Source organism: Croceicoccus ponticola, from assembly GCF_004004515.1.
Classification (GTDB): Bacteria; Pseudomonadota; Alphaproteobacteria; order Sphingomonadales; family Sphingomonadaceae; genus Croceicoccus; species Croceicoccus ponticola.
The window spans coordinates 74,972-95,102 of record NZ_RXOL01000002.1 but is presented as its reverse complement, the minus strand read 5'-3'; the positions used below and the strand labels follow the sequence as shown (position 1 = coordinate 95,102).

At 63.7% G+C, this 20,131-nt stretch carries 19 protein-coding genes; 9 read left to right on the top strand and 10 right to left on the bottom strand.

Translation table 11 applies throughout. From position 1 onward, the window contains the following. Positions 1-122: 122 nt before the first annotated feature. The 3 genes from EKN06_RS06470 (at position 123) to EKN06_RS06460 (ending at position 4,488) form a co-directional block, all read left to right on the top strand. A complete protein-coding gene (locus EKN06_RS06470) occupies positions 123-581 on the top strand; it encodes a hypothetical protein (protein ID WP_127612093.1) in 459 nt (152 codons plus the stop codon). Continuing rightward, the gene (locus EKN06_RS06465) at positions 578-2,815 is read left to right on the top strand and encodes a pectate lyase family protein (protein ID WP_127612092.1); all 2,238 of its coding nucleotides are present in this window, start codon (positions 578-580) and stop codon (positions 2,813-2,815) included. The genes EKN06_RS06470 and EKN06_RS06465 overlap by 4 nt, the downstream gene beginning before the upstream one ends. Positions 2,816-2,982: 167 nt before the next feature. Beyond that, on the top strand, positions 2,983-4,488 hold the full coding sequence (locus EKN06_RS06460; protein WP_127612091.1) for an O-antigen polymerase: 1,506 nt from the start codon (positions 2,983-2,985) through the stop codon (positions 4,486-4,488). 44 nt (positions 4,489-4,532) lie between these two features. Here EKN06_RS06460 and EKN06_RS06455 read toward each other — a convergent pair whose 3' ends face one another. Genes EKN06_RS06455 through EKN06_RS06445 form a run of 3 tightly spaced genes read right to left on the bottom strand, consistent with a single transcriptional unit; the run spans position 4,533 to position 6,403 of the window. Next, positions 4,533-5,090 (bottom strand): LptA/OstA family protein, encoded by a 558-nt coding sequence (locus EKN06_RS06455; protein ID WP_127612090.1) that lies wholly within the window; start codon positions 5,088-5,090, stop codon positions 4,533-4,535. 4 nt (positions 5,091-5,094) lie between these two features. Beyond that, a complete protein-coding gene (gene lptC, locus EKN06_RS06450; RefSeq protein WP_127612089.1) occupies positions 5,095-5,739 on the bottom strand; it encodes an LPS export ABC transporter periplasmic protein LptC in 645 nt (214 codons plus the stop codon). A 43-nt stretch (positions 5,740-5,782) separates the two neighbouring features. Beyond that, complete coding sequence (locus EKN06_RS06445; protein ID WP_127612088.1) at positions 5,783-6,403, bottom strand: ribonuclease D; 621 nt, start codon at positions 6,401-6,403, stop codon at positions 5,783-5,785. A 103-nt stretch (positions 6,404-6,506) separates the two neighbouring features. Here EKN06_RS06445 and EKN06_RS06440 point away from each other — a divergent pair, with 103 nt between their 5' ends. The 3 genes from EKN06_RS06440 to EKN06_RS06430 are packed head-to-tail and all read left to right on the top strand — an operon-like array spanning position 6,507 to position 7,990. Further along, the gene (locus EKN06_RS06440; protein ID WP_127612366.1) at positions 6,507-7,184 is read left to right on the top strand and encodes a uracil-DNA glycosylase; all 678 of its coding nucleotides are present in this window, start codon (positions 6,507-6,509) and stop codon (positions 7,182-7,184) included. A 4-nt stretch (positions 7,185-7,188) separates the two neighbouring features. Next, entirely contained in the window at positions 7,189-7,707 is a 519-nt protein-coding gene (locus EKN06_RS06435; RefSeq protein WP_127612087.1) for a GNAT family N-acetyltransferase, read from the top strand. Positions 7,708-7,756: 49 nt separating this feature from the next. Then, on the top strand, positions 7,757-7,990 hold the full coding sequence (locus EKN06_RS06430; RefSeq protein WP_127612086.1) for a ribbon-helix-helix domain-containing protein: 234 nt from the start codon (positions 7,757-7,759) through the stop codon (positions 7,988-7,990). Between the two features lie 58 nt (positions 7,991-8,048). Here the strand turns inward: EKN06_RS06430 and EKN06_RS06425 are convergent, their stop codons facing one another. The 3 genes from EKN06_RS06425 to murA form a co-directional block, all read right to left on the bottom strand. After that, a complete protein-coding gene (locus EKN06_RS06425) occupies positions 8,049-8,300 on the bottom strand; it encodes a hypothetical protein (protein WP_127612085.1) in 252 nt (83 codons plus the stop codon). A gap of 65 nt (positions 8,301-8,365) precedes the next feature. Beyond that, positions 8,366-10,060, bottom strand: coding sequence for a coiled-coil domain-containing protein (locus EKN06_RS06420; RefSeq protein ID WP_127612084.1), 1,695 nt, complete (start codon positions 10,058-10,060; stop codon positions 8,366-8,368). A gap of 43 nt (positions 10,061-10,103) precedes the next feature. Beyond that, complete coding sequence (gene murA, locus EKN06_RS06415) at positions 10,104-11,387, bottom strand: UDP-N-acetylglucosamine 1-carboxyvinyltransferase (RefSeq protein WP_127612083.1); 1,284 nt, start codon at positions 11,385-11,387, stop codon at positions 10,104-10,106. Positions 11,388-11,600: 213 nt separating this feature from the next. On the opposite strand from murA, the gene EKN06_RS06410 reads away from it, so the two are divergent. Continuing rightward, entirely contained in the window at positions 11,601-12,482 is an 882-nt protein-coding gene (locus EKN06_RS06410; RefSeq protein ID WP_127612082.1) for a UTP--glucose-1-phosphate uridylyltransferase, read from the top strand. Positions 12,483-12,591: 109 nt separating this feature from the next. Further along, the gene (locus tag EKN06_RS06405; protein WP_127612081.1) at positions 12,592-14,181 is read left to right on the top strand and encodes an MASE1 domain-containing protein; all 1,590 of its coding nucleotides are present in this window, start codon (positions 12,592-12,594) and stop codon (positions 14,179-14,181) included. Between the two features lie 144 nt (positions 14,182-14,325). Here the strand turns inward: EKN06_RS06405 and EKN06_RS06400 are convergent, their stop codons facing one another. From EKN06_RS06400 to glnE, 4 genes are all read right to left on the bottom strand, one after another. Further along, on the bottom strand, positions 14,326-15,015 hold the full coding sequence (locus tag EKN06_RS06400) for a M23 family metallopeptidase (protein WP_127612080.1): 690 nt from the start codon (positions 15,013-15,015) through the stop codon (positions 14,326-14,328). A gap of 202 nt (positions 15,016-15,217) precedes the next feature. Continuing rightward, a complete protein-coding gene (locus EKN06_RS06395; protein WP_420810780.1) occupies positions 15,218-15,943 on the bottom strand; it encodes a ferritin-like domain-containing protein in 726 nt (241 codons plus the stop codon). A gap of 83 nt (positions 15,944-16,026) precedes the next feature. Continuing rightward, on the bottom strand, positions 16,027-16,503 hold the full coding sequence (locus EKN06_RS06390; protein ID WP_127612079.1) for a peroxiredoxin: 477 nt from the start codon (positions 16,501-16,503) through the stop codon (positions 16,027-16,029). Positions 16,504-16,505: 2 nt separating this feature from the next. Next, the gene (gene glnE, locus EKN06_RS06385; protein ID WP_127612078.1) at positions 16,506-19,211 is read right to left on the bottom strand and encodes a bifunctional [glutamate--ammonia ligase]-adenylyl-L-tyrosine phosphorylase/[glutamate--ammonia-ligase] adenylyltransferase; all 2,706 of its coding nucleotides are present in this window, start codon (positions 19,209-19,211) and stop codon (positions 16,506-16,508) included. 136 nt (positions 19,212-19,347) lie between these two features. Between glnE and EKN06_RS06380 the strand changes: the two genes are divergently transcribed. After that, complete coding sequence (locus tag EKN06_RS06380) at positions 19,348-20,055, top strand: CoA transferase subunit A (protein WP_127612077.1); 708 nt, start codon at positions 19,348-19,350, stop codon at positions 20,053-20,055. Positions 20,056-20,131: the final 76 nt, after the last annotated feature.

Genomic DNA, 20,131 nt, shown 5'->3' with positions numbered 1-20,131 from the left:
GGGCACGAGTGAGGCGACGGACATGCCGCGCCCATAGCTGTTAACGCCGGGGCAAAAAACATTTTCCTACAAGCCCTGCCGCGTATAACCGATTTGGTTCCCGATTCACGAGGAACTAACCCATGAATAAATATCCTGTTTCATTTCCGTCCGGATACGCGACGGCCGTGGCGATCGGCACGAGGGACGCTGACGGCAATATCCTGATCGTCGACGACGCCAACCCGCTTCCCGTTTCGTTCGACGGCGCAATCACCGGCGGCGGTGGAGGTTCGACGCCGCAGCCCGCGCCTGCCATTTCCGGGAGCACTGCAACGAGCGCCACTATCGGGCCGTTCGCCGCCACGCCCGGGCTGCCGATCATCGTATCTCTTACCGGAATCTGGGCGGGCGACGTTCAGCTGCTGCGGTCCGTCGACGGCGGTGTCACCAAGCTGCCGCTGACAATTGCCGGGACGACCTGGGGCACGTTCGGCGCAAATGCCTGCGAACCTGTCTGGACCGAAACCGAACAGGACGTGACTTTCTACCTGCGGGTCGAGCTGGCCTCGGGCACCGTCGACTACAGGCTCGCCCAATGAGCGGCGCGGACATCGTTGCGCGGGGCCTTGCAGCTCGCGCGCTAGCCGACGGACCCGTCACTTTTGCCGATCTCGCCCGTCGCAACGTGCCGGCGTCGACCAGCCGCGTCGAAACCAGTGGCCATGATCGGCCGGGTGTCGGCGCGGGCACATATGTCTGCGACACGCTGTGCACTGCCGACCTGCTTTCGACCCACCCGCTTTTCGTTGCGCGAACGGCCGGGGGCAGAATTTTCCGGCTGCTGGGCGACGGCAACGGGCTGACCGTCGAACAGGGCGGTGCGGCCGGCGACGGCACGACGAACGACCGCGTCGCGATCCAGTCCGCCATCGATTACGCCGCCGCAGTCGGCATTGCCGAAGTTCGGTTCGGCGCGGGCAAATACATGGTTTTTGCGCGCCCTCGCACGTCGCCGATCAGCGCGCAGTTCGCGCCTGATGGACACCCGCTCGTGATTACGAGTTCGGTGGTATTGCGCGGTATCGGATTGCAACGGTCCATCATCGACTTCATGGGGCCGAACGGTGAAAATCCCGACGACTGGTTTCAGCTCGTCCCGACGACGGGCGATGCCGGTGCGGCGCTAGGCGTGTGGCGCGGCGGCGGCATTTTCGTGCTGGGCGACATCGCATGGGCCGGCGCGCCCGAAACGCTATCGGTCGACCGGCTGGAAATGCACCGGCTCGTCCTGCGCGGCAATCGCAGCCGAACGCCGACCAGCGGATGGCCGTCCGGTCATTGGCCAGCCGATCCGGCGACGGGCGATGGCTGGGACGATACCGATCGCGCTTTCTGGATGCAGGATACTCACGTTGGCGACATTGCCCTGTTCGATTGCGAGATGACCGGCTGGCGCGGCGAGATCTATTATGGCGCCGCGCTTACGCAACGCAGCCTGCACGTCGAACGTTGTCGCTTTACTCATACCAACGGCAATGCGTTCAATCCGGGCACCAATTGCCCGCTGATCGCGCGCGATTGCGAATTCGGCGACGCGTTTCAGGCGCATGAGGATACCGGCAAGTATCTGGCGCATTATTCCGCATGTCGCTGGTTCGATGCGCAAGCGATGATCTTTGGCAGTGGTCCTGCAAATGGACTGCTTCACAATTACCTCTACCCTACGCGCAGCGAGACGGACAATCCGCCCCTGACCTTGCTGGACATGTGCCGGATCGACAATGTCGAGGCGGCCTATGTCGGTTGCTGGACCCGCGGTAGGATCAAGACGGTAGACACGACCGTCCACCTGTCGACGTTCATGCACAGCGAACTTCGCGATATCGAACTGGAAGTCGACACCTGGCTCGACCGCAAGAATGCGATCGAGCCGCTGACGATTTCGGGACCCGACAGCCTGACGGCTCAGGTCGGCGGAGCACCGGCGGGCACCTATCAGAAAGCGCCGCGCAACATTCGCGTCACCGTACGTGCCATGCTAACCGAATTGGCACGGCGCCAAAACCGGCAATGGTATCCCGCTTCGTGGTCGGGCTATGTCCATCACAGCGTGGCGATCGTCATGGAAGACTGCGCCTTTGCCTTTGCACCGTTGGGTGCCGGGACCCAAGTCGCGATGCCGCTGATGGAGATGCGCAACTTCCGCCATGGCGACACCGACAACAATCCCGTCAACGGTGCGCGATACAGCGGCGATATCTCCGCCACGACGAAGCTCACTCCGGCGGGGCCTGAACTGTGTTACAGCTTTACGGGCGGTCCGCACACCATAACGCTTGCCGCCACCCCGGCGGGGGGCGCGGAATATGGCTACGCCCATGGGCAGAAGCTGCGGATCTACTCCGTCTCCGACGCTGCTGCCAGCGGGCAGGGCCTCATGTTCCTGAAGGACGAGCCCTATAGCGGAATGCGGCTGCGCGAAGATCGCCTGCTCAGCCGGGTGAGCGACTGTCTCGAGCTGCGGTTCAACAAGCATTACAACGCGTGGGAAGAGGTTTCTTTCAGGACCAATGCGCCAAGCCGGTTTCGCGCAAAACTTTCGGGAGTGGCGATTCCGGCAATCGCCGCGAACCAGGGAACGACTTTGACCCAACCGCTCGCCAACGCCTTGCCGGGCGATCAGGTTACGGTCGGATTTTCGGCCCTGCCTGCCACGCTGATGGCGTCAGCAATGGTGGTGACGGCAGGTGAGGTCAGGATCAGCCTGTACAACATCGGCGCCACCGGTACGACGGCGACGACCAGCACCGTAACAGTGCGCGCGGAACGGTGATTCATGGGCCATCCGGGCTGCACCGTCGGTCCGGATGGCCTGTATCGCCGGGCCTTAAGTCCGTGCAGACAGGGCAGTAATCGCGGCGCGGCGAGATCAAGGCTTTATCTGTTGCGTCAGCCGGGCTAAGTCGCGGATGTAAAATCGCTTGTGCGGCGGACGAAGCATTGTCCGCACTGCCTTGCGCCCAGCAATGGAGCCCGCGCGGCGTGTTCGCCTACGATATCGTCCTGCTGGCCTCTGCCGGCCTGTTCGCGGCTCTGACGTGGTATTGGCTGCATCAGCCTTCTGCGACGATTTACCATCCCGTGACGTTCTATCTTGCGTTTCACGGCCTGATCTTCGTGATCCGTCCGATACTCTCGCGCATTTTCGACTATCGCTTCGTCTACATCCTGTACGATTTCGAGCCGGCGCTATGGGACAGGATCATGGTGATCGCCGGTGCGAACCTTGGCCTGCTGGCATTTGTCGGCGTGTGCTGGCGCCTTGCGCCCGAACCCGTGACGTTTGCGCAGGACCGGTTCGACCAGATTCACCGCGACATGATGATCAAGCCGTTTTTGGTGGTAAGCGCGCTGCTGGGGCCGATCGCGCTCTATTCGATCATCGATAACTGGATGTACAGCGCCGCGGACGCGACCACCATGGTGATCGACACCGAAACCGGCGTGCGCGTCAATACGAGCGGCACGGGCTATTTCCTCGATCTGCAGCTGATGCTCTCGACGCTTACGGTGATGTGCGCTTGGCTGTTTCGTTTCCGGCTGCTTGCGCTGATCCCCTTTGGGGTCTTTTTCCTCTTGCGTGCCGGGACGGGTGGTCGCGGGCCGTTGATTTTTGCCACCGCGATGATGATCCTTCTGTTCCTTTACGATCGTCGTCGCAGATGGCCGGAATGGCGCAGCGCCATCTTGGCGATCCTTGCTCTCGTGATGTTCGTGACAGTGGTGCAGGACCGCGGCGCGGCAGTGCGAAGCCTGTTCATCGAGGACGAAACCGTTGCCTACGACAGCGGCTATGAAATGGCTCCGATGGAGCACATGGATTTCGCCAACATGGAATACTACGAGTATCTCGTCTGGGCGATTCCGCAACGAACCAAGAGCTTCGATTACGGCGCAAGCATCCTGCAGCTGTTCACCGAACCCATTCCGCGCAAGTGGTGGAGCGGCAAGCCGGTCGGACCGCCGATCCAGTTCTTCAACTTGTTCGACTATGGAAACCCTGTGGGCATGACGTTCTCCCTGCCGGGCTACGGATGGTATGAACTCGGCTGGGCAGGCATTGTCATCCTGTGCGGGTTGTTCGGTGCGGCCTACGCGGGCTTTTACAATGTCATGATCAAGCGGCGTGAGTCGAACTTCGCGCTGGTGTTTTCGCTATGCATGGTTTCTATGACGGTCATCAGCTATCGCGACGGCAGTTTCGTGTCGCTGGCCAAGATGTGCATGTTCTACCTCACGCCGATCCTGCTGACTTACATGACGATGCGGGCCTTCGGTTATCCCGATGCGCAGACGATGCGAATGCGTGCAGCGGGTCGCTCAGGGGCCGGCAACCCTGCGGTCGCCGCGCCCACGGTGAGGGACTCACAGGTCCAGGACATGGTAGCAGGCGAAACGCCGGCCCAGCGGCGCAAGCGCCTGTCTGCGATCGTCGGGGCGGAATAGCGGCCTGGCCGACCAGTCTTGGTCAGCCGCGGAAAGGCCCTCAATCAGTTGCCGGGAACGGAGAAGCTGCCGCTGACCCGGCCGCCCGAAGATGTCGTGTCGCCGACCGAGGACGAGGAGCCCGAGGCCCGACCATCGACGCTCGACACCCCGGTGTTGAGGTCGATAACCATGCGTCCGCCGTTCAGCGTATCGCCGCCACGCCGCAGCTTTACCCCGCCGACCAGAGTGATGATCCGGCGGTTGAAATCGTAGACGCCGACATTGCCGCTGGCGGTTTCATTGCCCCGGCTGACCTGTACGCCGCCCGTGGCGGTGATGCGCTGAATCTTCAGTGTGCCGGCGTCGGTGTAATTGACGATGGTGCGCCCGGCGGTGAGCCGCAAGTCGCCTTGACGGATGTCGACATTGCCCGACAGGACGACGCGATTTTCGCGATCCTGCAATTCGATCCGGTTCGCCGCGTAGTCGACGGGCTGATTCGAATTGAACCCCGCGATCGATTGCGCCGAAAGCTGCTGCACGCCGACGATGGCCGCGGCCGCAACGCCGAAACCGGCCAGACCTATACGAAGGGTGCGGGATGAAACGAGCGTCTTCATGGGGTTATGGCATCCTGAGCGATCCGGGCTGCATGCGCAGCCGGGCATTGCCGATAAGCGAAATGGTGCGTGCCTGCAAATCGGCTTCGAGCCGGTTGGCGCTGAATGTGCCGGCAGGAATGCGCCCCTCGACCCGGCCGGTGCCGACAAGCCTGCGTTGGGACAGGTTAAGCGAAACGTTGCGCGCGATCATGCGATAACCGTCGGCGGCGACGAAATTGACCGCGCCGGGCACGGTGACGATCTCGTCGGCGAAGTTGTACGTGCCCGCCTGCGCGGTCAGTTCGGCGGGGCCATTGTCCAGCAGGATGCGGGCGGTCAGGTCCTCCATCTCGATCTGCTTGAACTGGCGTGTTTTCTGCACAGCGTTGCCCGCCATGACCGCAAATGGCCGACCATCTGAATCCAGCCCGCGATACATCGCTTTGTTCACCGAAATGCGGTTGGGCGTAACCTGAACCTTGTCGCGGTCGAGCAAAAAGCTGATTTCCCCGCGCGGCGACAGCGGGGCGAGGATCATCAGCGCGAACAGCACGCCGATGATCAGCGGCAGGGTCAGCACGAGAAAGCGGACCAGCCGGTCGTGCGCACCGCCGGGGGTAGCCATGTGGCGACGCTTGTCGCGGATGATGTCGGCTTGCGCGGTCATGGTCTGATCATATGGGGCTGCATCGTCCTGCTTTCACCCCGTTTCACCCCTCGTGGCTGAACACATCCTTGTCTTCCCACCCGGCAAGGTCGAGCAGGGCGCGGGTCGGCAGGAAATCGAAACAGGCCTGCGCCATTTCGGTGCGCCCTTCGCGCGCCAGCCGTTCGCGGAAAATCTCGACCATTTCGTGCAGGAAACGCACGTCGGTCGCGGCATATTCCTTTTGCGCGTCGATCAGCTTGGGGGCGCCCCAGTCGCTCGACTGCTGCTGCTTGGACATGTCCTTGCCCAGCAATTCGGTGACGAGGTTCTTCAGTCCATGACGGTCTGTATAAGTGCGGGTCAGCTTGCTCGCGATCTTGGTGCAGAACACCGGTCCGGCCATCACGCCCAGATAGTAGTGGATGGCGGCCAGATCGAAGCGAGCGTAGTGATAATACTTCTCCCGCGCCGGATCGGCGAGCACCGCCTTCAGGTTCGGCGCATCGTACTTGCTGCCCGCGGCAAAGCGCACGAGATGCTCGTCCCCCTTGCCGTCGGAAATCTGCACGACGCACAGACGGTCGCGCCGGGTGATCAGGCCCATCGTCTCGGTATCGACCGCAACGGGGCCGGGGGCGAGCACATCTGCGGGAAGGTCTTCTTCGTGGAAGTATACTGTCATGCACGGCCCTTAGGCGCATTGGGGAAATAGGAAAAGAGCCCGCTGGCATGTGATTGCATGAAGGCTTACCGAAGGCACCATGACGGACACCAAGACCGACGCCATGACCGGCGCCATTCCGGCAAGCTGGGCGCCCGTGCTCGAACCTGTTTTCGCCTCGGAACAGGCGCGGGCGCTGCACGGCTGGCTGGACGAACAGGAGGAGGCCGGACGAACCGTCTATCCACCGCGCGCCGACTGGTTGCGGGCGCTGGAACTCACGCCGCTGGACAAGGTGAAAGTCGTGATTTTGGGGCAGGACCCCTATCATGGGCCGGGCCAGGCGCATGGCCTGGCGTTTTCGGTGCCCGACGGCGTCAAACTGCCCCCCTCGCTCCGCAACGTTTACAAGGAGCTGGAGGCCGACTGCGGCGTCGTGCCCGCCGATGGCGGCGATCTGACGCACTGGGCCGAACAGGGCGTGCTGCTGCTGAACAACGCGCTGACGGTGGAGGCGGGGAGCGCCGGTTCGCACCAGAAGCGCGGTTGGGACGCGATCACCGATGCCTGCGTCGCTGCCGTCGCCCGGCGCGAGAAGCCATCGGTGTTCATCCTGTGGGGCAGTCATGCACAGGCCAAGGCGCGGCGTGTGTCCGAACTGGGGCCGGGGACACGCCATTGCGTCATCGCGACCCCGCATCCCAGTCCGCTTTCCGCGCATCGTGGCTTTTTCGGGTCAAGACCGTTCAGTCGGGCCAACGATTTCCTGATCGCGCACGGGCGGGAACCGATCCGGTGGTAGGCCCATGACCGCGGACCGCGTACGGCTGGCCATCCTGCGCCCGGAGGACGAGGCGGACATTATTGCCGCCAATGTGGCCAGTCGCGAATATCATACCCCGTGGGCCGCACCGTGCCTTGATCCCACAGGTTTTGCCGCATGGCTTGAAACCGCAGGGAAGCCCAATCACCGGACGCTGATCGCGCGGCGAACGGGTGATGGTACCATCGCCGGCGTCATCAATTTCAGCCAGATCGCGCTCGGCAATTTTCGCAGCGCCTATCTCGGCTATCACGGCAACACCGCTTGCTCCGGCGAAGGGCTGATGACCGAAGCGGTGCGCCAAGCGGTCGACTTCGCGTTCCTTGACATCGGGCTGCACCGGATCGAGGCCAATATACAGCCCGGCAATCTCCGTTCAATCGCGCTCGTCCGGCGCGTCGGGTTTCGACACGAAGGCTTCAGCCCGCGTTACCTGATGATCGACGGCGACTGGCGCGATCACGAACGCTGGGCGCTGACGCAAGAGGATTGGCAGAAGTGATGGCCGTACCAATTGTCAAAAGCGCAAGGCCGCCTTGGCAGGCCGCACGATGAGCGCGCCCTATCACCCTCCGGTCAAACGTTCGGTCGATATCGCCGGGCATCGCACGTCGATCAGTCTGGAGCCGGTATTCTGGGACATGCTGAAGGATGTCGCGGCGGACGAAGGCGTGTCGATCAACGCGCTTGTCGCGCGGATCGACGCGGAGCGGATCGTAAGCGAAACGCCGCCCGGACTGGCCAGCGCGATCAGGGTCTGGCTGGTGACCGCCCGCCGCCCATGAAAAAAGGCCGGCCCCCAATGTGGGAGCCGGCCTTTCGTAGAATGCTGTCTTAAAATGATCAATAATTTCCGGAAGGATCGCTTGCCGGGAAGCTTTCGTCGATGGCTTGGTCGGTCTTGGACCATGTTTGCGGCGTGTCGCGCATGGCGTCGACGCCCGCGTCGCGCACCGGGGTCAGCGTGGTGGTTGCGTTGGAAGTCGGGCCACCCTTGGCATAAGCGGCGGGCAGGTTTTCACCGCGCTGGCCCTGATAGTACTTGTAACCGGCGTAACCAAGTGCGCCGAGCGTTGCGATCTTGATAAGACCCATGGAAATTCTCCTTTGTTTGATGTGAGAACGCACCAAGGGCTCGATTTGTTTCGAGAAATTAAGGATCAGAGGCCGACCGCCTTCAACACCGCGTCCAAAGCCCCTTCGAGCCCGTCGCGCGCGCCTTCTCCACGCCGACCGGCAAGCGGCGCTTCTTCGATCATCAGCATCCCTTCGCCGTCGAGCACGCGATCTTTCAACAGCTGTTCGCGACCCAGGAAATAGGGCCAGAAGGTTTCGGTGCGGGTGACCGAATAGGCCAGATCGGCACTGAAGCCGACAAGCTGGTCTTGCCCGAATATGCGACCCGCGCCCGCCTGTTCGACCCTGATGCCGCGCCCGCCCTTTATCACCAGCCGCGCCGGGCCGTGAAAGACGAAATAGCGCAGTTGCAGGGTCAACCACGCGTTGAGCGAGAATAGCCGCCAATGGCTGCGGATAAGCAGCGGGCGGCCGATCGGCTGGATCACGGCGGCAAGCGCGCGCGGATGCAGCACTGCGGCGCCGCCATCGGGCAGCGTCACCAGCGTCACTTCGGCGAACGGGTCGGTAACCGCCGATATCGTCGTCGCCGTACCCTCGCCGCGCACGCGGGTGAGGAAATAGAGCCCGCTCGCGATGCTGGACAACGGATGCTTGGGGTCGAGCAGCCAGCGCGTATGCTTCGTGCCGCCCGCCGCGCTGCTCTGCAGATAATCCTGTCGCACCAGCAGCTCCTCTCCCGCCTCCAGCACCACGCTGACGGATGTGCGCGAGCGTTCGGCTGGCGGCATCGGCACCGCGACCCCGCCAGGCACGTGGATGCGGATCGCCGGCCGACGCTCGGCCATAGGAGCGAGGACGAACCAGAACAGCAGGCGGATAAGGTAGGGCGTCGCGACGATCAGCAGCAGTGCCGCCAGCGCCTGCCAGACGATCGCTGCCAGGCCCCATTCGTCCCATATGCGCTGGAGGTAGCCGCGGAGTGAGCCCTCTGCCGCCTCGCGCTCGGAGGCGATGGCTGCCTTGAGTCCCGCCTCGCCGCCCGCGATCCGGGCGGTGGCAGCGCGCTCGGCTTCGGCCGCGATCGTCGCGGCCTTCTCGCGCGCCTTTGCCAATGCGCGTTCGGCTTCGTCGCGGCGGCTCTTGGCAGCGACGTAGTCGTCGCAGGCCTCACGCTCGGCGCGGCGCAGGCGTTCTGCCTGACCGAGCATTTCGCCCGAGATCGTGCGCAAGGCGCCTTGCGCTTCGAACGCATCGTTGGCGCGGTCGGCTGCGACGCAGCGTTGCGCGGCGGCGCGCACCGGCGCCTGCGCTCGGCGAAGTTCATTGCCCGCCGCTTCGGCTGCAGAGCGTGCGTCGGCGGCGGCGAGCGCGCGGTCGACGATCGCGATCTCGCGGCCAATGGCAGCGATCCGCAGTTCAAGCAGTTGGTCGGCCAGAACTGCTTCGGTGTCGAGTGTAACCAGGCTGAGTTTGCGGCGCGCATCCGATCGACGCTGATTTTCGAACGATACGAGATCGACCTGCCGCCGCTGCCGCTCTGCCATCAGCGTCTCTCGCGACGCGGTGGCGGTGCGGCTCTGCAGGGCCAGCAACTCGCGTTGCGCCGTCGTGCGCTCGGTCTCGACCGTTGCCGCGACCTGTTCCAGCCCGTCGGCCTTGGCATCGTGGCGGGCGCCCGCGTGCCAGGCGTTGAAGACCAAGATCGCCGCGATCAGCAGCATCCACAGCACAAAGTGTCGCGCGATCCAGCCAACGATGTTCTTCAGGATCAGCACGGACGCCAGCCTAACCGCTCATGCCCGCGCATCCAATCCCGCGTCAGTCGCCGCCGACGCGCTGGATGTTCGCGCCGACGAGGCCGAGCTTTTCTTCCAGCCGTTCGTAACCCCGATCGAGGTGGTAGAGCCGGTGGACGGTCGTCTCGCCCTCTGCCGCAAGGCCCGCGATCACAAGGCTCATCGAAGCGCGCAGGTCGGTCGCCATGACTTCGGCGCCGGTCAGCTTTTCGACGCCGTGGACGATGGCGGTGCGGCCCTGCGTTTCGATGTGCGCGCCCATGCGGTTGAGTTCGGGCACATGCATGTAGCGGTTTTCGAAGATCGTTTCGGTCAGCACGCTGGTGCCTTGCGCCATGCTCAGCAGTGCCATCATCTGCGCCTGCATGTCGGTCGGGAAACCGGGGTAGGGTGCAGTCGACAGGTTAACGGGGCGGATCGGTCCGTCGCTATAGACGCGCACGCCACCCTTCACTTCCTCAACGTGCACGCCCGCATTCCGCAAGGCGTGGTTGGTCGCGCTCATGTCCTTCATGTTCGCGCCGGCCAGCGTCACGTCACCGCCGGTGATCGCAGCGGCACAGGCGTATGAGCCCGCCTCGATCCGGTCGGGCATCACGCGGTAGGTCGCGCCATGCAGACGCTTCACGCCGTGGATGGTAATCAGCGATTCGCCGATGCCCTCGATCTCTGCGCCCATCGCCACGAGCAGGTTGCAAAGGTCCACAATCTCCGGCTCGCGCGCCGCGTTGTCGAGCCGGCTGGTGCCGTTTGCCAGAACCGCCGCCATCAGCGCGTTTTCCGTCGCGCCGACCGACACGACCGGGAATGAAAATTCGCCGCCCGGCAATCCGCCGTCGGGAGCATGGGCGCGGACATAGCCGCTGGTCAATTCGATCGTCGCGCCCAGCGCCTCCATCACTTTGAGATGAAGGTCGATAGGGCGATTGCCGATGGCGCACCCGCCCGGCAGTGACACCGTCGCTTCGCCCGCGCGGCCCAGCAGCGGGCCGAGCACGAGGATCGAGGCGCGCATCTTGCGCACCAGTTCGTACGGAGCCGTCGTGTTGGTGAGACGCGGGGTCTGCATCGTCATGACGCGGCCGAAATCTTCGGGGCGCGATCCGGCAATGGTCGTGGACACGCCGAACTGGTTCATCAGGTGCTGAAACCCGTCGATGTCGGCCAGCCGGGGCAGGTTGCGCAGCGTCAAAGGCTCTTCGGTCAGCAGCGCGCAGGGCACCAGCGTCAGTGCCGCGTTCTTCGCGCCGGAAATCGGCAGCGTGCCTTCAAGGCGCTTGCCGCCTTCGATAATGATCTTGTCCATGTCACGCCTTTAACCGCTTTTGCCGACGGGGCAAGCGAACGGATATGCCGGTTCGGGCCAGGCGCAAGGGCAATCGCGATATCGGGGTCGACCTTTCGGGCAACCTTGATGAGGGCGCGATGATGCGCCTAGAAAGGGTTGCATCGGCGGTGCGATCGATCGGCCCGCCTGCCCACGAAAAGCATGACTGTGAAAAGGACGCCGGCCCAACCCATGAGCTCTTCCGAACGCAAGCCGATCCGCAAGGCCGTGTTTCCCGTCGCCGGTCTCGGCACCCGTTTCCTGCCCGCGACCAAAGCGATCCCCAAGGAATTGCTGCCGGTGGTGGACCGCCCTCTGATCCAGTACGCGATCGACGAGGCGCGTGAAGCGGGGATCGAGCAGATGATCTTCGTTACCGGTCGCGGCAAGACCGCGCTGGTCGAACATTTCGATATCGCATACGAACTTGAACACACGATGCGCGAGCGCGGCAAGGACATGGGCGCGCTGGACGATACGCGCTTCACGCCGGGCGACCTGATCACCGTGCGGCAACAGGTGCCGTTGGGGCTTGGCCACGCGATCTGGTGCGCGCGCGCGGTCGTCGGCGACGAACCCTTTGCGATCCTGCTTCCCGATGAACTGATGTGGGGCAAGCCCGGCTGCATGAAGCAGATGGTCGATGCCTATCACGAAGTCGGCGGTAATCTCATCTCGGTGCTGGAAGTGCCGCATTCCGAAGTGTCGAATTACGGCGTCATCACGCCGGGCGAGCAGCGCGGTAACCTGACCGAGGTCATGGGCCTGGTCGAAAAGCCGAAGGTGGAGGACGCGCCGTCGAACAAGATCGTGTCGGGCCGCTACATCCTGCAACCCGAAGTGATGCGCACGCTCGAAACGCAGGAAAAGGGCGCGGGCGGTGAAGTCCAACTGACCGATGCGATGGCCCGGATGATCGGCACACAACCGTTCCATGCCGTCACGTTCGACGGCGCGCGTTACGATTGCGGATCCAAGCTGGGCTTCATCGAAGCGACCCTGGCGCTCGCGCTCGAACGCGACGACATGGGCAGCGATGTCAGGGCACTGGCGATGCGCCTGCTCGCGCGATAGGCGGTGCGGCTTACCTTGGGATAATACCTAGGTCCTTGTTTCCCATGACTTTCGATGGTCGGCATTATGCTGCCGGACTTCGCCGAAGTCTGCCGCAGGGAGCAGGTCCATGGAATACGACAAGGTCCCTAAGGCCGGCTCAGGGCGCGCGGACTGGTTCACGATGGCCGTCGTTGCCATGGCATGCGCGGTGCTGGCTGGTATGTTCGCGATGGTGTCGCTGGCCGTGCCGCATAGCGGGATCTTTGCAGTCCTGTGGCTACCCAATGCGATTGTCGTCGGCGTTGCGCTGTCGATCCGGCGCGCCGATTTTCCCGCCGCGCTGGCCGGCGCCGCAATTGGCCTCTTCACCGGAGAAATACTTGGCAATGTGCCGCTGAACGGATCGCTGGTGTTGACCGCCGCGAATACGGTTGAAATTGCGCTGGCTGTACAACTGTCGCGCCGATGGTGCGGATTGCGCATCGATTTCACCGATCCCAAGGGGTTTTTTCGTTTTGTCGGCGCGCTGTTGGTCGCGGCATCGATATCGGCCGTCGTCGCCGTCGTCGCAACCGGCAGCGTTATGATCGATGGCAGCGTCGGGCCCCTCTACCTTGCCCGCCATGCCAGCAGCCTCGTCTTTCTCGGCCCGCTGGTCATGGTGGTCTTTGCAACCTGGCGCCATCGCGCGCGCGGCGGAACGTTGGTGCCAATGCCGGTCATGGCCGTGGTTCTTGCCGGAACCTTCATGATTTTCGGGCAATCGAACTTCCCTTTCCTGTTCCTCGCGACACCGCTGGTGGTGCTGGCCGGGATCAGTTCGGGCATCGGCGGCACGTCATTTGTCCTTGTCGCAATGGCGGCCATTGCCACGGTCGCGACCGCGATGGGCAGCGGCCCGATCGTGCTGACGCGGGGCGGAGCATCCCTTCAGATCGTCTCTCTGCAGATGTTCCTTGCCAGCCTCACGCTCGTCGGCATTCCGCTGGCCGGCCTGATCGAACGCGGCTTGCGCAATCGCGAAGCCCTGCGCGCGAGCCGCGATGACAAGCGCCGCGTGCTCGACAATATCGACGAGGTACTGTTTTCGATAACCAATGAAGGGCGCTGGCAATCGCTGAACATGGCCTGGGAGCGGGCGCACAAGTCGGGTCGTCCCTATCGGCTGGTGCTGATGGACATGATGATGCCGGAACTCGACGGGCTGGAAGCGACCCGCCGCTTGCGCCAAGCCGGATATGGCGCTGACATGCTGCCCATCGTCGCCCTGACGGCCAACTGTTTTCCCGAAGATATCGCCGCTTGTCGCGAAGCCGGCATGCAGGGCCACCTTGGCAAGCCGATGCAGATGGACGAGCTTACCGATGCGATCGATCGCTATGTCCATGCAGCAGGGACGACGCCTGCAATCGGCATCCCGACACCGGTCCCGGCAACAGGCGCGACAACCGAGGACGCGCTTGCCGTGCGTTATCGCGCGCGAAAGGAAATGCTGTTGCGCGAACTGGCCGAAGTGGCGGCGGGCATCGGATCGCCCCAATGGGACGTGCTGGCCATGCAGTTGCACAAGCTGGCGGGGACCGCAGCCTATTTCGGCGAAGCGCGGTTGGGCGAGCTTGCCCGGTCGCTGGAAGATCGCCTTCGCCGGGCTGAGGACGCGACAGCGAGGCTGCATCTCGTGCGGGCCGAATGGAAAACGATGCACGAGGCAGCCTGATCGGCGCAAACGATCGGCGGCAGCCGGGATCTTCGTTGGCTGCGTTACGCAGTGTGCCCCCAAACGACGTGCGGCCCGGCTTTCCGAGATGGAAAGCCGGGCCGCTCATGCCCTCAATCGGGCCGTTAGGTCGAAATGGTCGGCTTATTCAGGACCGCCAACGCCCATGTTGCTCGCATCGGCGAAAGCCTGCTGGAACGTGTCGGCGTGGAGGTAGGGCTGCGGATCGACCGGCTCACCCGAAATGCGCACTTCGTAATGAAGGTGCGGACCGGTCGAACGGCCGGTGCTGCCGACCCATCCGATAAGCTCGCCCTTTTTGACCGACTGGCCGGCGGAAACGTTCATCCGGCTCATGTGGCCGTAACGGGTTTCCACGGCGTCGCCATGCTCGATCTGAACGTAGTTGCCATAACCGCCGTGCCACTTCGCCATTTCGACGCGACCGTCGGCCGTTGCGTAAATCGGGGTGCCGCTTGGCGCAGCCATGTCGATGCCGTCATGGTTCTTGCGACCGCCCGTCACGGGATGGACGCGCGAACCGTAAAGGCTGGAAAAGCGGGCGGTTTCAAGCGGCATACGCGAAGGGATCGAAGCGACGCCGAGAGCCGGCTTGTCGTTTTCGGCCTTTTTCCAGCTCGCGAAGAGCTGTTTGAAACGGATGTCGCTATTCTGGGTGTTGCCGGCGGGGATTTCGGCGCTTTCACGAACCGGGGCCTTCATCTCGGCGCTTACGGCAGCGCTGGTGTTTGCCAGGGCCGGAGCAGGAGCCATCGCCATCGAAACGGCGGCCATCATGCTCAGGAACAGGCCCTTGCCAGCGTTGAAAGTCATAAACCGAAACCCGTCCGTCATTTGCCAAGTACCTCGTTTCCCAGCGCCTCGACCCCCCTAAAAGGTGCGATAAACGCTGTGTGATCCCCCTCGGCGCGCCAGCCTCACCGCATGTAACGGCAAGGCCATTGCGAAATTTTTGTAGAGATTTTCGGAACCCCCCGTCGATCTCGTGAGTTAGGGTTACGGGTTTAAAGGTTAATCACACAATACCGGCGCGGAAATCCCGCGACAAACCGGCTGCCGCACGCGCCGAGTCGTTGAATGGCGGCTTCAGGGCACCGTGGAAGTGCTTTCTCACCAAAATTTGCCAGATTTCCTGCGGGCTTTCGTCGTTCGTGCGACACAGTTCACCGAAGTGCTTGGTCCCGAACCGCACATGCCGAATCTCGTCGTCAAGGATTCGTTCGAGAATCCGCGCACCGTTTTCGTCGCCAAGCGCCCTGACCCGGTCCGTCATCGCGGGCGTCACGTCCAATCCCCGCGCCTCCAGCATCATCGGCACGATTGCGAGCCGCGCGGCGACATCGTGCCGGGTTTCGTGCGCAGCCTGCCACAGCCCGTCATGTGCGGGGAGGGCACCATAGTAACTGCCCATCGTGCGCAACTTGCGGTCGAGCAGGGCAAAATGCATCGCCTCGTCCGCCGCCACCCACAGAAAGTCGGAAACGAAGTCGCGGCCCATCTCGGCGCCGAATCGCCCCGCCATGTCGAGCGCGAGGTCGATGGCGACGAACTCGATGTGCGCGACCGAATGCCACAGTGCGATGCGCCCGCGTTGGGAGCCGCCCTTGCTGCGCCGGGGCATTTGCGCGGGCGGCAGCAGTTCGGGATGGGCGGGGCGCGCCGGTTGGTCGGGCATCGCGCAATCGAATGCGAATTCCATCCGCCCCTGCCGCCAGTCGCGCGCCACTTTGCGCGTCGCCATCACCTTGGCGCGCGGATCGCCGGTTAACAACGCAGCTTGGATAGCCGATGCGACAGTGGGCGGCACGTCGTTCACCGAACGGATCAAAGCGCGCGCGCAGCCTCCAGCACCGCATCGGCATGGCCCTTTACCCGCACTTTGCGCCAGACCTTTGCGATCTTGCCGTTCGGACCGACAAGAAAGGTCGAACGCTCGATACCCATATAGCTGCGGCCATAGTTCTGCTTTTCGGTCCATACGCCCAGAGCATCGGTGACGCCGTTCTCTTCGGCATCGGATGCGATGTCGACAGTCAGTTCGTGCTTGGCGATGAACTTGGCTTGCGCGGCGGGCTTGTCCTTGCTCGCGCCCAGCACGGCGACGCCCGCCTTGGTGAATTCGGGAAGCAGGGCCGAAAAGTCCTTCGCTTCCGTCGTGCAGCCGGGCGTGTTGGCCTTGGGATAGAAGAATACGACGACCGGCCTGCCGCTGAAATCGGAAATCGAAAGCATTTCGCCTTCGGGCGTTTCCATCGCAATGTCGGGAAAGGCGTCGCCGACGTCGGGGCGCTGTTCGGTCATGGTCAAAGCTCCAGTTCTTCGTCGAATGTCGTGGCCCACGCCCCTGCCACCTGTGCCCGCGCCTTGTCGAGTGCGGTCATCAGCGCGTCCCAGTCCCCGGCGCGGCAGTTGGCGGCCAGCACAGCCTTCGCCGCAGGCGGCGGCAGGTTCGCATCGGGCGACACAAGTCGCAGCGTCACCAGCATCCGCGTCATAAGGTCGTGCGCGGCGGCCATTTCGGGCGGCAGGCGGCCCGCATCGATCAGGCAGCCGATCGCGGTGCCCAGTCCGGGCTCGAGGCAGGCCCCGTGACGAAGCTGATGGAAATGGACGAGGAATTCGAGATCGACCAGTCCGCCCCGCGCCAGCTTGATGTCCAGCGGGCCCTTGGGCGGCTTGTGGCTCGCCATATCCCGCCGCATGGACAGGACGTCTTCACAAAGCTTCGCAGGATCGCGCGAAGCCCCTGCAACGCTGGCGACGATGCCACGCAAATCCTCGCGCGCGCACGCGGGACCATAAAGCACGCGCGCGCGCATCAGCGCCATGTGTTCCCAAGTCCAAGCCGATTCGGCCTGATACAATCCAAAGCTTTCGATGCTGACGGCCAGCAGCCCTTGCGCGCCGGACGGGCGTAATCGGGTGTCGACTTCGAACAGCGCGCCTTCGGCCGTGGGGACGGTGAGCGCGCCGGTCGTGCGCTGGGCTAGCCGATTGAAATACTGCGTCGCGCCAAGCGGGCGGCGCCCGTCGCTTTCGCCATCAAAATTGCCGGTGAACAAATATATGAGATCAAGGTCGGACGCATGGGTCAGCACCCCGCCGCCCAGCCGGCCAAGGCCCAGGATGACAAGCTGCCGGTCGCCCATCCGCCCATGTGCTTCGGCAAATTCGCGCGCCGCGACCCGGGCGCAGACGCCGATCGCGGCTTCTGCAACTCGCGATAACGCCGCCGCGATGGCCAGCGGGTCGTGCGCGTTGTCGAGCAATTGCACGCCCAGCGCAAAGCGCAGATCGCCGACCTTGCGCCGCACTTTATCCAGCGCTGCTTCGTAATCGAGCGCGTCGTCGCCGAATTCCGCGACCAGTTCGTCTACCGATCCCGGCAAGGTAAAGGCGCTGTTGTCGATCAGTGTGTCGAGCAGGTCGCCGCGCCGTGCCAGCGCATCGGCAAGCGCTGGGGACAGCGCCAGCACTCGCGCCAACGTGTCGAGCAGTGCGGGCCGCGCCTCCAGCAAACGGAAGATATTGATCGCCGACGGCAACTGCGCGAGCATCTGTTCCCAGCGCGTGATCGCCCGTTCGGGTTCGGGCGCATTGGCCATCGCCTCCAGCAATTGCGGACGGATCGCGGCAAAGGCGTTGCGGGCCGCTTCGCTGCGCAGGCATTTGACGCGCCCCGATTCCCAACCGCCGATCCGCCGCGCCATCGCTTCGGGGTCGGCAAAACCAAGTTCCTCAAGCCTTTCTTCGGCAACGGGCGCGGCAATGGTGTCGGCAATCGGCGTGCGCGGTCCGCCATGGGCTTCGACCAGCTTGTCGAACCGCACGCTGACCCGGTCGCAGATCGCCTCAAGCTCTGTCACCAGCGCCGCGCCGTCGGACAATCCGTCCAGCTGCGCCACGTTGTCGAGCGCGTCGCCCGCAGGCAGCGCATGCGTCTGCCGATCGTTCACCATCTGCAACCGGTGTTCGACGACGCGAAGCCGGTCATAGGCTTCGCCCATGACCGTCGCGTCCTGCGCCGACACGACCCCCGCCGCGGCCAGCGCGTCCAAAGCGGCGCGCGTGCCCGAAACGCGCAGCGAAGGATCGCGTCCGCCGTGGATCAACTGGTGGATTTGCGCGAAGAATTCGACCTCGCGGATGCCGCCGCGCCCTTTCTTGAGATCGTAGCCGGGGCCGGGGCGGGACGGTCCGCTGTGAACGTCGCGGATGCGGTGGACGAGCGAGCCAACCTCTGCAATCGCGCCGAAATCCAGTGATTTGCGCCATACGAACGATCGTATCGCGGCAAGAAAGGCGCGCCCTGCCTCCACATCGCCCGCCACCGATTTCGCCCGGATGAAGGCGGCACGTTCCCATGCAAGGGCCGAACTTTCGTAATGCGTCAGCGCGCCGTCAAAACTGATCGCCAGCGGGCTCACCTCGCTTGCGGGGCGTAGGCGCAAGTCGATGCGAAACACGTAACCGTCGGCGGTCATGCCGCTCATCGTCTGCACGATGCGCCGTGCTGCGATTTGCGCCGCTTCGCCAGGTTCGTCGCGGGGGCGGCGGGGCAGGGTGGCCGGATCGTAGAGCAAGATGGGGTCGATATCCGACGAAAAATTCAATTCGCCTGCGCCGTGCTTCCCAAGCGCCAGCGCGGTCATACCGATGTTCGGTGCGCCCGGAACGCGGTGGGCCAGCGCCTCGCCGATGGCGGCATGAAGCGCGCGGCTGGCGAAATCGGACAGTTCGCCGGTGACCTTCAGCAGCGGGAACGCGCCCGCCAGGTCGCCGATCGCCAGCGCCAGCGCCAGCGCCTGCTTTTCGCGCCGCAATGCGACGCTGACATCATCGATGCCCTTTCCTGCCGATTTGGCAAAATCCAGCGCCTCGTCGCCCAGCCCGGCGGCCAGCAAGGCGACGAGATCGGGCCATTTGTCCATCAGGTCGGCCAGAAACGGCGCATGTTCGCGTGCCCGCTGCAATGCATCGGGCCAGTCGGCTTGGTGCTGGCTGTCCATGCCATGGGGATGAACTTGCGTTGCGCATGATGCAAGCGGAGCCGACAACTTCGCAATCGCGCCCACGTGACATTGCGCAATTTTTGACTAAAAGCGCCCGATTGTCGAACCGACTTTCAGGAAGGCCGTTCTCGCGATGAAAAAGCTCTATCCCGATGCCAAGACCGCTCTCGAAGGCTTGTTGAAGGATGATATCCTCATCGCCAGCGGCGGCTTCGGCCTGTGCGGCATTCCCGAACGCCTGATCGACGCGGTGGTCGAAAGCGGCGTGACGGGCCTAACGGTCGCATCGAACAATGCGGGCATCGACGGCGAAGGGCTCGGCAAGCTGCTGCGGACCCGGCAAATTCGGAAGATGATCAGTTCCTACGTCGGCGAGAACAAGGAATTCGAGCGCCAGTTCCTTGCAGGTGAGCTTGAGGTCGAATTCAGCCCGCAGGGCACGCTTGCCGAGCGCATGCGCGCGGGCGGCGCGGGGATTCCCGGCTTCTACACCAAGACCGGCGTCGGCACGCAGGTCGCTGACGGCAAGGAAGTGAAGAACTTCGGCGGTCAGGATTATATCCTCGAACAGGGCATTTTCGCCGATCTCGCGCTGGTGAAGGCGTGGAAGTCGGACGAAAGCGGCAACCTCGTCTTCCGCAAGACGGCGCGCAACTTCAACCTGCCCGCCGCGACCTGCGGCAAGGTTTGCGTCGTGGAGGTGGAAGAGATCGTCCCCACCGGCAGCCTCGACCCCGACTGCATCCACCTGCCCGGCGTCTATGTGCAGCGGGTGATCGTCGGCGCCCCCTATGACAAGAAGATCGAATTCCGCACGACGCGCCAGCGCGAAGCGGCCTGATTTCCGCGATGCGCTTCGGATACCATGCGGCGGGGCGTGTGTTCGCGTGAGTCCGGCGCGCGCCTTTCGCCTATGC